Genomic DNA, 16161 nt, shown 5'->3' on the forward strand with positions numbered 1-16161 from the left:
TGATGGCTTTTTATAGTATTGGCGATGTAGCAGAAAGATGCGGTATTAACCCGGTCACGCTCCGTGCCTGGCAGCGTCGCTATGGCTTGCTCAAACCCCAACGCAGCGAAGGCGGTCATCGTCAGTTCGACGAGGAAGATATTCAACGCATCAAAGAGATCAAACGCTGGATCGAGAGCGGCGTCCCCGTCAGTAAAGTCAAGGCGCTGCTGGAGGACAACAAGGTGGTTGCCCATGATGACTGGGCAACGCTGCAGGAAGAGATGATGGGCGTGCTGCGTCAGGCCCGTCCGGCCAAGCTGCGCACTGCCATCACAACGCTTGGACGCGACCATACCGTAGATGACCTCATCGACCACATCCTCACGCCCGTGCGTCAGCGTCTGACCCTCGACCAATACACGGCACGCGTCATGTCCAGCCTGCTGGACGGCGTCATTACCGAGCATGCTGTCTTATGCGTAATCACTGCGCGTAAAAAAGCGGGCAGAGAAGCACTGCTCATGGGCTGGGGCAGCGAGGATCGCACCCGGCTGTGGCTGGAGGCGTGGCGGCTGTCGCAGCGGGGCTGGCATATCGATCTGCTGGCTGAGCCGCTGGAGGTGCCGCGTCCCGAGCTTTTCCCCGGCCAGCATATCTTTTTATGGACCGGCAAAGCGCTTACTCGCCGCCAGCAGGAGCAGCTGGAGCACTGGCAGGAGCAGGGGTTTACCATTTCGTTTCATGAGCCGTAACTGACTCGTTCTCGCGTTTTTAAACGCCTGAGTTCACCTATCCACAATTCCTGTACCAGGCTTACAGAGAAGGTAATAGTCATTGTGGAGCATTATGAAAGAGCAAAATCGTACTATCGGTATCAAACCCTATGGTGGTTCAGCTGGCGGTTGGGGAGCACTCAAAGCCGTCGCCGACGCGATACGCGGCCAGATGTCGGTGAAGCAGGACGTCATTGCCCTGTTCAAAGTTAACCAGCCCCAAGGCTTCGACTGTCCAGGCTGTGCATGGCCCGATCCGCAGCATGCCTCCTCGTTTGAGTTCTGTGAAAACGGCGCGAAAGCCGTCTCCTGGGAAGCCACCAGCAAACGTACCACCCCCGAATTTTTTGCCGCCCATACCGTGAGCGAACTGTGGGAGCGCAACGCTTTTGAGCTAGAGGGCGAGGGTAGACTTACCCATCCGATGAAATATGACCCCGCCAGCGATACCTACCAGCCCATTGAGTGGGAAACCGCCTTCCGAGAAATCGGTGAGCATCTGCGCAGCTACGACCACCCCGACAGCGTTGAGTTTTATACGTCCGGCCGCGCCTCCAACGAAGCCGCCTTTCTCTGGCAGCTCTTCGCCCGTGAGTATGGCACCAACAACTTCCCTGACTGCTCGAATATGTGCCATGAGCCCACCAGCGTCGGCCTACCCGAGTCAATCGGCGTCGGCAAGGGTACCGTTGAGCTGGAGGATTTTGACCACTGCGATCTGGTGCTGTGCATCGGTCATAACCCTGGCACCAACCATCCGCGCATGCTCGGCACGCTGCGGGAGGTTTCAAAACGCGGTGCCACTATTGTTGCCATCAACCCGCTGCGCGAGCGTGGTCTGGAGCGCTTTACCTCGCCGCAAAGCCCTATCGAGATGCTCTCCCTGAGTTCCACCGAGCTCGCCTCAACCTACTACAAGGTGCGGGTGGGCGGCGACGCGGCGATGCTGAAAGGGGTAATGAAAATTCTGCTGGCGATGCACGACGAGGCGAAAGCCAAAGGCGAGCCCGGCGTCATTGATGAAGCTTTCATTAGCGAGCACACCCAGGGGTTTGAGGCACTAAAAGCCGATCTTGATGCCACCGACTGGGCGCACATCCTCAAGGTCTCGGGTATGGAGCGCAAAGAGATCCAGAACGTAGCCCGGCTGTACGCCAACGCCGAGCGGACCATCATCTGCTACGGTATGGGGATCACCCAGCACCAGTACGGCACGCAGAATGTTCAGCAGATCGCTAACCTGCTGCTGATGCGCGGCAACATCGGTAAAAAAGGGGCTGGCATCTGTCCGCTGCGCGGCCACTCCAACGTGCAGGGCGATCGCACCGTGGGGATTACCGAGATCCCGCCCCAGTCGCTGCTGGACAATATCGAAAAAGTCTTCGGCTTCACGCCGCCGCAAAAGCACGGCCACGGCGCGGTAGCAGCGATTCAGGCGATGCGCGACGGGCAGGCCAAAGCGCTGCTCTGTCTCGGCGGTAACCTGGCGGAGGCGATCTCCGACCCGCAGGTCACTTTCCCGGCGATGCGCAACCTCGATTTGGTTGTGCATATGGCGACCAAGCTCAACCGCTCCCATCTCCTGCTGGGCAAGCACAACTATCTTCTTCCCGTACTGGGCCGTACCGAACGGGATGTTCAGGCCTCTGGCGAGCAGAGCATAACCGTTGAGGACTCCATGTCGATGGTGCATGCCTCTCACGGTTCGCTGGAGCCCGCCTCGCCGCACCTGAAATCAGAGCCCGCCCTGGTCGCCGGGCTGGCAAAAGCCACGCTGCCCAACACCGTTGTTGACTGGGATAAAATGGTGCGCGACTACAGCTTTATCCGGGATGCCATTGAGGCCACCATTCCAGGCTTCGACAATTTCAATGAACGGGTGAAAAAGCCGGGTGGTTTCCGCCTGCGCAATACCGCCTCAGAGCGAGTCTGGAACACGCCCTCCGGCAAAGCCGAGTTCAAAATCATGCAGGGTATCAATGAAGATCCGCGCTCGCTGAAGTGTCACGATCTGGTGCTGACCACGCTGCGCAGCCATGACCAGTACAACACCACGCTGTACGGCCTGAACGACCGCTATCGCGGGGTGACCGGCAGGCGGGACGTGTTGTTTATCAACGCCGACGAAGCCGAGAAGCGCAATCTGCGGGTAGGGGATCAGGTCAACATTGTGGCGCTCGATAGCGAGGGCAACGCTACCGAACGGCGAATGCACAATCTCACCGTAGTGGTGATCGACATGGCGCCGGGTTCGGTAGGGGCCTACTACCCCGAAGCCAACGTGATGGTGCCGCTGGATAGCCACGACACCAAAAGCGGCATTCCGGCCTATAAGAGCATCCCGATAGCGATGGAGCGCGTGGAGGCGGTGGCCACCTCCGGCGCGCTTCGTTAATCAGCCTTTGTTAATCAACTGCCCCAGCGGCTCCGCAGGTAGTTTACCGCCTGCTGAGCCTGGGGCTGATTGAGGTTGTTCTCCCGGAACAGAATGGTGCCGCCGATCTCAGGTAGCGCATCGTTAAGATCGAGCTGCTTTTTCAGCTCCGGCACGCCGCCGTTGACCGTCCAGTCCGGCTCGGTTTTCGACGGTTCGCCCACCTTATACAGCGCTACGCCAATATAGAGGCGCGTATGGGTGGGTTTCACCACGTCCGCCCACCATTTAGCCAACACATCATAGCGTGCCGCGTCTCTGGAGAAGGGCCAGTAGATCTGCGGGGCGATATAGTCCACCAGCCCTTTTTGCACCCACAGGCGGGTATCGGCGTAGGACTCATCATACGCCGCTGCGCCGCGCGTATCGGATCCGGCCGGATCGTGGGAGCGGTTGCGCCAGACGCCGCAGGGGCTAACGCCAAACTCAACGTTGGGGTTCAGCTGCTTAATGGTGCGCGACACCTGCTCGATCAGCTGCTGCGTGTTGTTACGTCGCCAGTCCGCTTTTGAGGCAAACGCGCTGCCGTATTTCTGGAAAGTTTGATTATCGTTCAGGGTCGAGCCGGGCGCTTCAGCATAGAAGTAGTCGTCAAACTGTACGCCGTCTACCGGATAGTGGGCCACCACCTCGGCGACGATGCTGGTGATCCAGTCCCGGGCTTCTGGAATACCGGGATCAAGCACGTAGCGATCGCTGGCGGTGCGAACCCAGTCTCGATGCAGCACAAAGACGCTGGCGGGATTGAGCGGCAGGGTGCGATTCAGCTCGGCAACGGTGCTGGGTTTGGTATTGGTGGAGACGCGATAGGGGTTGAACCAGGCATGCACCTTCATGCCGCGCTTGTGGGCCTCGTCCAGCATAAACTGCAAAGGATCGTAGCCCGGATCGGCCCCGATGGTGCCGGTAAGCATATCTGACCACGGGAGGATCTTCGACGGCCAGAGGGCAGTTCCGTCAGGCTTCACCTGGAAGAAAACGGTATTCACCCCAAGGCGTTTCAGGTTGTCCAGCTTATCGGTCAACGCCTTCTGCTGCAGGCTGACGCGCAGCGCCGGGCTGGCGGTAACCGACGACGCCGGTGGCCAGTCGAGGCGGGAGACCGTGGTCAGCCAGACCCCGCGCACCGGCTCATTGCTACGCGCAGATTTATCCGGTAGCGGCTGCTTCGCGACGGGCGGAAGCGGGGTGATCAATGATTTCGGTGGTTTAGAAGAGCAGCTGGCAAGTAAAAGCGCGCAGCCAACCAGTGCGCCTAACCGTGTAATGTGTCGCGCCATCTTTGTTTCAGCTCTTATTCAGGCGGCTATTAGCCCATGGGTTTAAAGCAGGCTCGTCCTGTGTTTCCGGGACGGCATCATCCAGTGAATCCAAATAGAGTGCTTCGACCTCCGCGCGCGCCCAGGGCGTGCGGCGTAAAAACTTGAGGCTCGATTTTACGCTGGGATCGTTTTTAAAGCAGTTGATATTAATTAGCTTGCCCAGCTCGCTCCAGCCATAGCGCGCAACAAGGGCATTCACCTGCATCTCAAGGGTTACGCCGTGCAAAGGGTCTTTAGATACGTGTGCAGTCATGACCAGTCCGATGGTTTAGGTTTTGCTGATTAGAATAGCGGGCGCGGAGTAAAAGAAAAGGGGGAAATGCGGCACGCATCTTGCTTTGTCATCGGTATGTTCCTTTTGTGCAGGTACCGATATGCCTCTTTCCGCTCTCGATTTTGTGCTGGCCGCCCGACAAAGTGAAATTATCGGTCTACAGCAGCTGCTGCAAATGAGCAAGCTGGTGGGGGCGGTTAGCCAGCTTATCCATGTTCTGCAGCGCGAGCGGGGCACGGTCAATATCTATCTCTGTTCGCGCGGCGATACGTGGGGCGACCGGCTTGAAGAACGCGCGCAGCAGGTCCAGCTTGCCGCAGATGCTGTAGATAGCCAACTCACGAGCCTGGATCTCAGCGGTCCAATGGCTAACGCACCGCGCCTCTTTAGCCGCATCGCCAACGCCCTGCATAGCATGAGCAATTTGCCTGCGTTGCGTGAGCAGGTTGCAGCTCTGAAGATTGACCAGCCGGAGGCGATGAACCGCTATAGCGAAGTGATACGCGCTCATCTGGCGCTGGTGTTCGAAGCCGCCGATACCTCCGGGGATCCTACGGTGTCACGGGCGCTGCTGGCTATGTTCAGCTTTATGCAGGGCAAGGAGCTGGCCGGGCAGGAGCGCGCCCTGGCGGCGGCGGGTTTTACTTCGCAGCGCTTCGACAATGCTATGCATCAGCAGCTGCTGGAGCTTATAGAGGGGCAGGAGCGCTGCTTTCACGCCTTTATGGAGTTTGCCGATGAGCGCTCTTTGGCGCTGTGGCAGCAACAGCTCCGCACCGACAGCAGCGAGCTGGAGCGCTTTCGGCGTATTGCCTGCACCTGCGTAACGCCTGCAGGCGTTGCGGATGACATCGCGCTGCGCTGGTTTGATATCACTACGGCACGTATCGACGGGATGAAAATCATCGAGGACCGGCTGGAGGAGCGGCTAATGGCCTGCTGCGAACAGAGGATCGGTGATGCACAACGCTGCGACGCTCTGCAACAGCAGGAGATTGCGCAGCTGCCGCTGCAGAACAGCGATTACGCGGCGCTGATCCCACCCCAACTCAGCCGCTCCGTACTTGAGCTTATCGAGCGTCAGTCTCGCCAATTGCAGGCGCAGGATGCCGAGCTGGCCGCGCTGCGTGCGACGCTTGCCGACCGTAAGCTGGTGGAGCGCGCCAAAAGCTTGCTGATGCAGCACCACGGTATGAGCGAGCCGCAGGCCCACAAAATCCTGCGTGACATGGCCATGAAGCAGAATAAGAAGCTCGCGGAGATCGCAGAGGCGATGCTCTCTGTCGCCGCTATTATGGGAACATCAGCGAATAAATCCGCATCGTAATCCTTACGGAGTAGCTGCACCGCCGGTGTGCAAATGGTCAACCGTTGCGGTGCAGACAACGCCATACCCGCCGTTGAGTTTAACGTATTTGACTGAATTTAAAGCGTATCCGCAGATTGGCACACAAGCTGCATTACCCAACGTACAGAAAGACTAAGCCAACGGCGGTTTAGTCAGCGTTTCGGATAAAGGCGTCCGTTAGCGTTCAGGAGACTGAGCGCTAACAGGACGCTTTTTTTTGCGCATTTTTCAGCTAACAGGAAGCCGCAATGAAGCAAGACGACAGCAACACCGTGGTGAGTCTCTCCCGACGCCGATTTCTGGCAGGTAGCGCGCTGCTGGGCGGCAGCATGCTGTTACCGGGTTTTATGAACAGCGTCTGGGCTGCGGGCTCTGATGCGCCAGAGAAGAAAGAGATCCGCGTGGGTTTTATCCCGTTAACGGACTGCGCCTCGGTGGTGATGGCGGCAGTGAAGAAGTTTGATGAGAAGTACGGGATTAAAATCATCCTCAGCAAAGAGTCTAGCTGGGCTTCGGTGCGCGACAAGCTGGTCTCCGGCGAACTGGATGCGGCTCACGTGCTGTACGGCCTGGTGTATGGCCTGCAGCTCGGCGTCTCCGGCCCGCAGCATGATATGGCGATGCTGATGACGCTCAACAACAACGGCCAGGCGATCACCCTGTCGAACCAGCTGAAAGAGGCGGGCGTGTCCGATGCGGCCTCGCTGAAAAAAATTATCGATGGCAGCGCAAAGGGAACCTACACCTTTGCCCAGACGTTTCCCACCGGCACGCATGCCATGTGGCTCTACTACTGGCTCGCCAACGCCGGGATCCACCCCTTTAACGACGTTCGCAACGTTGTGGTGCCGCCGCCGCAGATGGTGATGAACATGAAGATTGGCAACATGAGCGGCTACTGCGTCGGCGAACCCTGGAATCAGCGCGCCATTCTTGACGGGATTGGCTTTACCGCTGCGACGACGCAAGAGATCTGGCCCGATCATCCGGAAAAAATTCTCGGCACCACCTCGGCGTGGGTTGCCGCTAATCCCAATACGGCCCGCGCCCTGACCGCAGCAGTGCTGGAGGCCTCCCGCTGGATCGATACCTCTGACGCTAACCGTATTGAAACGGCGAAAACCATAGCCGGGCGCGCCTACGTCAACACCTCACCCGAGACCATTGAGGGGCGAATGCTTGGCGACTATGACAACGGGCTGGGCAAGAAGTGGAAAGATGCCCACGGCATGCGCTTCTTCAACGACGGCGCGGTGAACTATCCCTATCTCTCAGACGGCATGTGGTTCCTGACTCAGCACAAACGCTGGGGCCTGATCGAGGTCGACCCGGACTATCTGGCGGTCGCGAAGAAGATCAACCGCACCGATCTCTATAAGCAGGCGGCGACGGCGGTAGGCGGCATCACCCTGCCTGCCAGCGATATGCGCAGCAGCACCCTGTTCGATGGCAAGGTCTGGGACGGCAGCAACCCTGCAGACTACGCCAACAGTTTTGCTATGAAACGCTAAGTGAGGCCGACATGTCTATTAACACAAAAACGAATGTGGTTGCGCTGGCCGCCGAGCCGGAGAGCGCTGAGATCCTCCCCCTAAAGACCACTATCCCAACGCCGCCAGCATTAACAACACCGGCACCTGCCAGCCGCCTGCGTAAAGGCGTCCATGGCGCAGTGAAAAAAGCGGTACCCGGCGTGCTGGGGGCGATGGTGCTGATCGTCCTCTGGCAGATCGCCGCCTTGAGCAGCAGCGGCTTTCCAACGCCGCTGAAGACCTGGGAAGCCGCCAAAATCATCTTCGCTGAACCCTTTTATATCGCCGGGCCGAACGATATGGGTATCGGCTGGAACGTGCTGGCATCGCTCAAACGCGTGGCGCTGGGATTTGGTCTGGCGGCGCTGGTGGGGATCCCCCTCGGCTTTCTCATTGGCCGCTTTAGCTTTATTGCCAACATGCTTAACCCGGTTATCGCCTTGCTGCGTCCCGTCAGCCCGCTGGCCTGGCTGCCGATTGGCCTGCTGCTGTTCCAGCGCGCAGAGCCTGCCTCGGCATGGACCATCTTTATCTGCTCTATCTGGCCAATGATCCTCAACACCGCCGAAGGGGTGATGCGCATTCCACAGGATTATCTCAACGTTGCTCGGGTGTTGAAGCTCAGTGAGTTCACCGTGATGCGCAAAATCCTCTTTCCCGCCGTGCTGCCGCACATTCTGACCGGGGTTCGCCTGTCAATCGGTATCGCGTGGCTGGTGATCGTCGCGGCAGAGATGCTGACCGGCGGCGTCGGGATTGGGTTCTGGATCTGGAATGAGTGGAACAACCTCAACGTGGAAAACATCATCATCGCCATCCTCTTGATTGGCGTGGTGGGGATGCTGCTTGAGCAGGGCCTGATGGCCATTGCCCGCCGTTTTAGCTACGGCAGTTAGTCACAAGAACCCTCAGGAGCCTGATATGAAACACGAAAAAGCCATTATTCGCGTAGAAAACGTTACCCAGCGCTTTCACACCGCACAGGGGCCGTTCCTGGCGCTCGACAACGTCAGCTTTGAGCTAGCGCGGGGAGAAACCGTTAGCCTGATTGGCCACTCCGGCTGCGGGAAATCCACGCTATTGAATCTGATCGCCGGGCTGAGTCAACCCACCGAAGGCGTGCTGCTGTGTGATAACCAGGAGATTAACGGTCCAGGCCCAGAGCGCGGCGTGGTGTTTCAAAACCACTCTCTGCTGCCGTGGCTGACCGCCTTTGAGAACGTTGCCCTGGCGGTAGAGCAGGTCTTTAAAGGAAAGATGAGTAAGAGCGAGATGCAGGCGTGGATCGAACATAACCTTGAGCTGGTGCATATGGGGCATGCCATGCACAAGCGTCCTGGAGAGATCTCCGGCGGCATGAAGCAGCGCGTAGGTATTGCGAGGGCGCTGGCGATGAAGCCGAAGGTGCTGCTGATGGACGAACCCTTTGGCGCGCTGGATGCGTTGACCCGCGCCCATCTGCAGGATGCGGTGATGGAGATCCAGTCGCGCCTGAATACCACCATTCTGCTCATCACCCACGACGTTGATGAAGCGGTGCTGCTCTCTGACCGGGTGATGATGATGACCAACGGTCCTGCGGCAAAGGTTGGCGAAGTGTTGCATGTCGAGCTGGAACGCCCGCGTTCGCGGCTGACCCTGGCCAACGACTCACGTTTCCATCATTACCGCCAGCAGGTGCTGCATTTCCTGCATGAAAAACACCGGGCCGTGGCCTGAGAGAGCGGGCGAGGTAAGCAGAATGGATAAACCTGTCCTGGTTGTGATTGGCAATGGCATGGCGGGCGTGCGGCTGGTGGAAAAGCTATGCGAACTGGCCCCCACGCGCTACCGGATAGTGATTATCGGTGATGAAGCGCAGCCCGCCTATAACCGCATCATGCTTACGCCGGTGCTGGCGGGGGAGAAATGCTTTACGGAGATCGTTACCCATGACCAGGCATGGTATGAGCGTTACAACGTCACGCTGATCGGCGGATCCCCGGTGACGACAATTGACCGTCAGGCCCGCACCGTATGGGTTAACGACAGGCCGCTGGGCTACGATCGTCTGGTAATCGCAACCGGCTCGCTGCCTTTTATGCCGCCGATGCCGGGTGGCGATCTGCCGGGTATCTATGGCTTTCGCAACCAGCAAGACGTGGAGAACATTCTGCACGCGCTGGTCGCAGGGCAACCGGCAGTAGTCATTGGTGGCGGGGTACTTGGCGTCGAGGCAGCGGCGGCGCTGGCGCTGCGCGGTATGCGGGTCACGCTTCTCCACCGTGGGCCACATCTGATGGATCAGCACCTGGATCGGCATACGGCAGATCTCCTGCGCGATAAATTGAGTGTCCGCGGTATTGAAACGGTACTGGAGGCGGAGACGATAGCCTATAGCGCCGATGAAAGCGGACATCTTCAGGCTGTGAAGCTCCGCGACGGACGGGCTATTCCTGCCCGACGGGCGATCGTGGCCGCTGGCGTGCGGCCCAATATTACCCTGGCGCAGTCCGCCGGACTGGCGTGCGCCCGCGGCATTCTGGTTAATGACCTACAGCAAACCTCCGATCCGCACATCTCGGCCATTGGCGAATGCTGTCAGAGAGGTGAACAGACCTTTGGGCTGGTGGCCCCGTGCTGGCAGCAGGCGGAGACGCTGGCGGCAACGCTGGCCGGCGTGAGCGTACCGCTTGCCGTTCATGACGTACCGCTGCGCCTCAAGGTTACCGGTATCCATCTCTTCTGCGCCGGAGCGCTGCACGGCGGGCAGGATGCGGAGATCCATTCCACCTTTGATCCCTTTGACGGCCACTATCGGCGTCTGCTTATCCAGAACAATCAGCTAAAGGGCGTACTGCTGTGGGGAGACATTAGCGACGGGCCGGAATACCTCGCCCGTCTGGGTCACTCTCAATCCAGTCTGTTTATGCCTGACGCGCCTGATTCCCTTTCTTTGAAAGATCCGTTATCCGCGACGATAGCGAGGAGCACTATTATGTCAAAACCCGTTTTAGTGATGGCCGGACACGGCATGGTTGGTCACCACCTTCTGCAACAGCTGGTCGAGCGTGAACTGCATCTTCGCTATCAGATTATCGTCTTCGCCGAAGAGAATAGACCGGCCTACGATCGGGTCCATCTCTCGGAATACTTCTCCGGGCGCAGTGCGGCGTCGCTGTCGATGGTAGAGAGCGACTTCTTTGAATCAACCGGTATTGAGCTGCGCCTCGCTAACGGTATTGAGCATATCGATCGCCACCATCGGTATGTCGTGGACAAACAGGGGCGGCAGACCCGCTATGACGCCCTGATTCTGGCGACCGGATCCTATCCCTTTGTGCCGCCAATCCCCGGTAACGACAGACCCGGCTGTCTGGTCTATCGCACTATTGACGATCTGGCGGCGATTCAGGCCTGCGCGGAGAACGGCAGCGTCGGTGTGGTGGTCGGCGGCGGCCTGCTTGGACTGGAAGCCGCTAACGCGCTGAAGCATCTCGGTCTGCAAACCCATGTAGTTGAGTTCGCGCCACGGCTGATGGGCGTGCAGCTCGACGAAGGCGGGGCGGCCATGCTGCGTCGCAAGATCGAGGCGCTGGGCGTGCAGGTGCATACCGGAAAAGAGACGCGGGAGATTGTTCCGGGGGAGACCAGCCATTACCGGATGGTGTTTGCCGACGGCAGCCATCTGGAGACCGATCTGGTGCTCTTCTCCGCCGGGATCCGGCCACGGGATCAGCTCGCCAGGGAGTGCGGGCTGGAGGTTGGACCGCGCGGCGGGATTGTGATCGATAATCAATGCCGCACCTCCGATCCGGCTATCTTTGCCGTCGGGGAGTGCGCCCTGTGGAACGGGCAGATTTTCGGGCTAGTGGCACCGGGTTATCAGATGGCGCGTACCCTGGCGGAGACGCTTGCCGGCAACGAGGCGGCCTTTAAGGGCGCGGATATGAGTACCAAGCTGAAACTGCTTGGCGTCGAGGTGGCCTCGGTAGGCGACGCGCATGGCCGCACGCCGGGGAGTGAAAGCTATAGCTGGGTGGACGGTCCGGCAGAGATCTATAAAAAAATTGTGGTATCTGCAGACCGCAAGCGTCTTCTGGGCGCGGTGCTGGTGGGTGACAGCAACGAATACAGCACGCTGTTACAGATGATGCTCAACGATATGGCGCTGCCCGCCAACCCGGAGGGGCTAATTCTGTCCGCCAGTGCAGGCAGTGCCCCCCAGGCGCTGGGCGTCGCGGCCTTACCGGACGGGGCGCAAATTTGCTCCTGCCATAACGTCAGCAAAGCAGATATCTGCCACGCCGTGAAAGAGGGCTGCGGTGACATGGCCGCGATTAAGTCCTGCACCAAAGCGGCCACCGGCTGTGGCGGCTGTGCGGCGCTGACTAAACAGGTGATGGAGTTCGCGCTGAGCGAAATGGGCGTTGAGGTAAAAAAAGATATCTGCGAACATTTTGCCTGGTCACGGCAGGAGATCTATCACCTGGTGCGCGTAGGCAACATCCGCAGCTTCGATGAGCTGATCGACAAACACGGCCACGGCTACGGGTGTGAGATCTGTAAACCGCTGGTGGCTTCGGTGCTGGCGTCGTGCTGGAATGATTATCTTCTCAAGCCGCAGCATCTCCCGCTCCAGGACACCAACGATCGCTTCTTTGCCAATATCCAGAAAGATGGCACCTATTCGGTGGTGCCGCGCATCCCGGCTGGAGAGATCACGCCTGACGGCCTGATCGCCATCGGCCAGGTGGCCAAACGCTACAACCTCTATACCAAAATCACCGGCGGGCAGCGGGTCGATCTCTTTGGTGCGCGGGTGGAGCAACTGCCGGAGATCTGGCAACAGCTCGTGGATGCGGGATTCGAAACGGGCCACGCCTACGGCAAGTCGCTGAGGACGGTGAAGTCCTGCGTTGGCTCTAACTGGTGCCGCTACGGCGTGCAGAACTCTACTGACCTGGCGCTGCGGCTGGAGAATCGCTACAAGGGGCTGCGCTCGCCGCACAAAATTAAAATGGCCGTTTCGGGCTGCACCCGGGAGTGTGCGGAAGCGCAAAGCAAAGACGTGGGGGTCATCGCCACCGACAAAGGCTGGAACCTCTACGTCTGCGGCAACGGCGGCATGAAACCACGACATGCGGATCTGCTGGCCCAGGACCTGAGCACCGAGGCGCTGATCCGCATCGTGGATCGCTTCCTGATGTTCTATATTCGCACCGCCGACAGGCTGCAACGCACCAGTACCTGGATGGATAATCTTGAGGGAGGCATGGATTACCTGCGTCAGGTGGTACTGGAGGATAGCCTGAGTATCGCCGCCGAACTCGAAAGCGAGATGGAGGCCGTGGTGGCGACCTACCAGTGCGAATGGCAAACCACGCTGGCGGCTCCCGATCGCCTCGCGCTGTTTAAACCCTTTGTTAACCGCGATGAGCCAGTACGGACGGTGCAGGGCTGGGTGGAGATCTGTGACCTGAGTGAGATCCCGGCCAATGCCGGTATGGCAGCTCGGCTAAGCAACCAGCAGATAGCGCTGTTTCATCTGCCGGATCATCCCCAGCAGGTATTTGCCCTCAGTAACCATGAGCCGAACAGCGATGCCAACGTGCTGGCGCGTGGACTGCTGGGGGACGTGAAGGGCGAGCCGGTAGTGATCTCTCCTCTGTATAAGCAGCGGTTCCGCTTGCAGGACGGCCGCAGCGTGGACGACGGGCAAAGCGCACTGAGCGTCTGGCCGGTGAAAGTAGAGGGCGGACGCGTCTGGGTGCAGGAGCAGCCTGTGAGCCACATCGATCGGCCCGCGGCTATGATTGAGACGGTCAGCCTATGAGCAGCGCGACGGTCACAACCACCTGCGCCTACTGCGGCGTCGGCTGCGGGGTAAAGATGCAGCCCCACTCAGACGGGTTTGCCGCCAGCGGCGACGGCGTGCATCCTGCCAACCTCGGGCGGCTATGTGTGAAAGGCAGCGCCCTGGGAGAGACGCTGGATCTGGACGGGCGGCTGCTGCATCCTGAGATTAACCGCCAGCCGGTAAGCTGGTCGCAGGCCTTAGACGCCGTCGCGCAGGGATTACAGGCTATCATTCGCGATCATGGTCCCCAGGCGGTGGCCTTTTACGGCTCGGGCCAACTGCTGACAGAGGACTATTATGTCGCGAACAAGCTCATGAAAGGCTTTATCGGCGCGGGAAATATGGATACCAACTCGCGGCTGTGTATGGCCTCGGCGGTGGTGGGCTATAAACGCGCTTTCGGGGCCGATGCGGTACCGTGCAGCTATCGGGATCTGGAGCTGGCAGACTGCGTGATCCTGACCGGTTCGAATACCGCCTGGGCGCACCCGGTGGTCTATCAGCGGCTGGTTCAGGCTAAAAAAGCGCGGCCGGAGATGCGCATCATCGTCATCGATCCCCGTCAGACTGCCACCTGCGACATTGCCGATCTGCATCTGCCTCTGCGTCCCGGCAGCGACGCCGCCCTGTTTTGCGGCGCGCTGAACGCCATGGCAGAGCATGGCCTGCTGGACAGTAACTTCCTCACGTGTCACACCCAGGGTAGCGATGAAACACTGGCGGCAGCGCGTGACTGGACGGAAGAGCACACCGCTGCGGTCTGTGGATTGCCGCTGGCCCAGCTGCGGACGTTTTATCAGATGATTGCCGACAGCGATCGTCTGGTCACGCTCTACTCAATGGGTATTAACCAGTCCACTTCGGGCGTGGACAAGTGTAACGCTATCATTAACCTGCATTTAGCGACGGGCAAAGTAGGGCGCAAAGGCTGCGGTCCGTTTTCGATAACCGGTCAGCCAAATGCCATGGGCGGTCGGGAAGTCGGCGGGCTGGCGAACCAGCTGGCATCACATATGGGCTTTACTCTGGAAGAGATCGACCGGTTAGGACGCTTCTGGAAGAGTGACAACGTCACAAAAAGCGCAGGCCTTAATGCCGTTGAGCTGTTCCACGCTATTGAAGCGGGGCAGATAAAGGCGGTATGGATCATGGGCACCAATCCGCTGGTTTCACTGCCGGATGCGGATCGGGTTCGCGCCGGACTGGCCCGCTGTCCGCTGGTCATTGTCTCAGACGTCATGCGCGATACCGATACTACCCAGGCAGCGCATATCTCTTTGCCGGCTCTGGCGTGGGGCGAGAAAAATGGCACCGTCACTAACTCTGAACGTTGCATCTCGCGCCAGCGCGCGTTTCTGCCTGCACCGGGCGAGGCGAAGCCGGACTGGTGGATCTTAAGCCAGGTCGCCCAGCGGCTAGGGTTCGACGAGGCGTTTGCGTATCAGCATCCGGCAGAGATATTTCGCGAGCACGCGGCGCTGTCCGGTTTTGAGAATAACGGTTCGCGGGCATTTGATATCAGCGGCCTGGCGCAGCTTACCGATCGGCAGTGGGATGAACTCCGCCCGGTGCAGTGGCCGGTCAACGCGGCAAATCCGCAGGGCAGGGAGCGACTGTTTACCGACGGGCGTTTCTTTCACCCTGATGGCAAAGCGCGGCTCATCGCCATTACGCCCCGGCTGCCGCGCAATCAGCCATCGGCGGTTTATCCCCTGATTATGAACACTGGCAGGATCCGCGATCAGTGGCATACCATGACCCGCACCGGTAAATCCGCGCGTCTGATGCAGCATATCAGCGAGCCGTTTTGTCAGTTTCATCCCGCTGATGCGCCGAACATTAACGACGGCGATCTGGTGCGCGTTTCATCCACCCACGGCTGGCTGCTGCTGCGCGCCAGGCCCGATAATCTGCAACCCCGCGGCAGCGTGTTTGTGCCGATGCACTGGAACAGCCAGTTTAGCCAGCAGGCGAGGGTAGATGCGCTGGTTGAGGCGCATACCGATCCGCTATCAGGGCAGCCGGAGAGTAAACACATGCCGGTCAGCCTGCGGCGCTGGGCTACCGCATGGCAGGGTGAACTGTTTATGCGCGGCAGCCATCTTAAGCCGCCCGCTACGGCATACTGGAGCCGGATCGCTCAACCAGCCGTCTCACACTACCTCATGGCGGACTCCTCTGCGCCGAAGGATTGGCTGGCCTGGCTTAACGAGTACGCGGCTACCGGGGAGTGGATCTGCCAGTCGGCCCACCTCGGCGATAATGGATTTAACCTCCTTGCATGGGCAGACGGCGAACTCCAGCTGGCGTTTTACGCTCACCGGGATCGAACTACTGTGGATCGCCAGGCGGTAGTGGCTGCATTCAGCCAGCCCCCACAGACTGCATCACAGCGTCTGGCGCTACTGTCCGGCACAGCAGGAAAGGGTAAGGCTTCAGCGGGGGCAGCGATCTGCAGCTGTTTTGCGGTAGGCGAACTCACGATTGCTGATGCCGTGCGCCAGGGGTGCACTAGCGTGCAGCAGCTCGGCGCGCAGCTTAAGTGCGGGACCAACTGCGGCTCCTGTATTCCGGAGCTAAAGAAGATCCTCGCTGAACAGATCGCTTTCAATTCAGGTATGTCTTAATCGTGCAAGGCCATTGTTCTGCTAGCTTAA

General features: G+C 59.3%; 10 protein-coding genes. 8 read left to right on the forward strand and 2 right to left on the reverse strand.

Annotation, left to right across the window (positions count from 1 at the left end; genetic code table 11):
• Window positions 1–2 precede the first annotated feature (2 nt).
• Both WFN61_RS14435 and WFN61_RS14440 read left to right on the forward strand, forming a co-directional pair.
• A complete protein-coding gene (locus tag WFN61_RS14435; protein WP_337038851.1) occupies window positions 3–734 on the forward strand; it encodes a MerR family transcriptional regulator in 732 nt (243 codons plus the stop codon).
• A gap of 94 nt (window positions 735–828) precedes the next feature.
• A complete protein-coding gene (locus WFN61_RS14440) occupies window positions 829–3150 on the forward strand; it encodes an FdhF/YdeP family oxidoreductase (protein WP_312178217.1) in 2322 nt (773 codons plus the stop codon).
• A gap of 14 nt (window positions 3151–3164) precedes the next feature.
• Here WFN61_RS14440 and WFN61_RS14445 read toward each other — a convergent pair whose 3' ends face one another.
• The gene (locus tag WFN61_RS14445; protein ID WP_144815737.1) at window positions 3165–4469 is read right to left on the reverse strand and encodes a glycoside hydrolase family 10 protein; all 1305 of its coding nucleotides are present in this window, start codon (window positions 4467–4469) and stop codon (window positions 3165–3167) included.
• Window positions 4470–4476: 7 nt separating this feature from the next.
• On the reverse strand, window positions 4477–4764 hold the full coding sequence (locus WFN61_RS14450) for a VF530 family DNA-binding protein (RefSeq protein WP_222890539.1): 288 nt from the start codon (window positions 4762–4764) through the stop codon (window positions 4477–4479).
• 121 nt (window positions 4765–4885) lie between these two features.
• Between WFN61_RS14450 and WFN61_RS14455 the strand changes: the two genes are divergently transcribed.
• The 6 genes from WFN61_RS14455 to WFN61_RS14480 all read left to right on the forward strand — a co-directional run bounded on the left by WFN61_RS14455 (window position 4886) and on the right by WFN61_RS14480 (window position 16131).
• On the forward strand, window positions 4886–6112 hold the full coding sequence (locus WFN61_RS14455; RefSeq protein ID WP_337038852.1) for a nitrate- and nitrite sensing domain-containing protein: 1227 nt from the start codon (window positions 4886–4888) through the stop codon (window positions 6110–6112).
• Between the two features lie 269 nt (window positions 6113–6381).
• A complete protein-coding gene (locus WFN61_RS14460; RefSeq protein ID WP_337038853.1) occupies window positions 6382–7644 on the forward strand; it encodes a CmpA/NrtA family ABC transporter substrate-binding protein in 1263 nt (420 codons plus the stop codon).
• Between the two features lie 11 nt (window positions 7645–7655).
• Complete coding sequence (gene ntrB, locus WFN61_RS14465; RefSeq protein ID WP_312632981.1) at window positions 7656–8561, forward strand: nitrate ABC transporter permease; 906 nt, start codon at window positions 7656–7658, stop codon at window positions 8559–8561.
• 25 nt (window positions 8562–8586) lie between these two features.
• Window positions 8587–9384: an ABC transporter ATP-binding protein gene (locus WFN61_RS14470; RefSeq protein WP_144815752.1), complete on the forward strand. Its 798-nt coding sequence runs from the start codon at window positions 8587–8589 to the stop codon at window positions 9382–9384.
• A gap of 22 nt (window positions 9385–9406) precedes the next feature.
• Window positions 9407–13480 carry a nitrite reductase large subunit NirB gene (gene nirB, locus WFN61_RS14475; RefSeq protein ID WP_337038854.1) on the forward strand — a complete coding sequence of 1358 codons (4074 nt, stop codon included), beginning with the start codon at window positions 9407–9409 and terminating at the stop codon, window positions 13478–13480.
• Window positions 13477–16131: a nitrate reductase gene (locus tag WFN61_RS14480; protein ID WP_337038855.1), complete on the forward strand. Its 2655-nt coding sequence runs from the start codon at window positions 13477–13479 to the stop codon at window positions 16129–16131. The genes nirB and WFN61_RS14480 overlap by 4 nt, the downstream gene beginning before the upstream one ends.
• Window positions 16132–16161: the final 30 nt, after the last annotated feature.

Source organism: Pseudescherichia sp. AS216, from assembly GCF_037152055.1.
Classification (GTDB): domain Bacteria; phylum Pseudomonadota; class Gammaproteobacteria; order Enterobacterales; family Enterobacteriaceae; genus Pseudescherichia.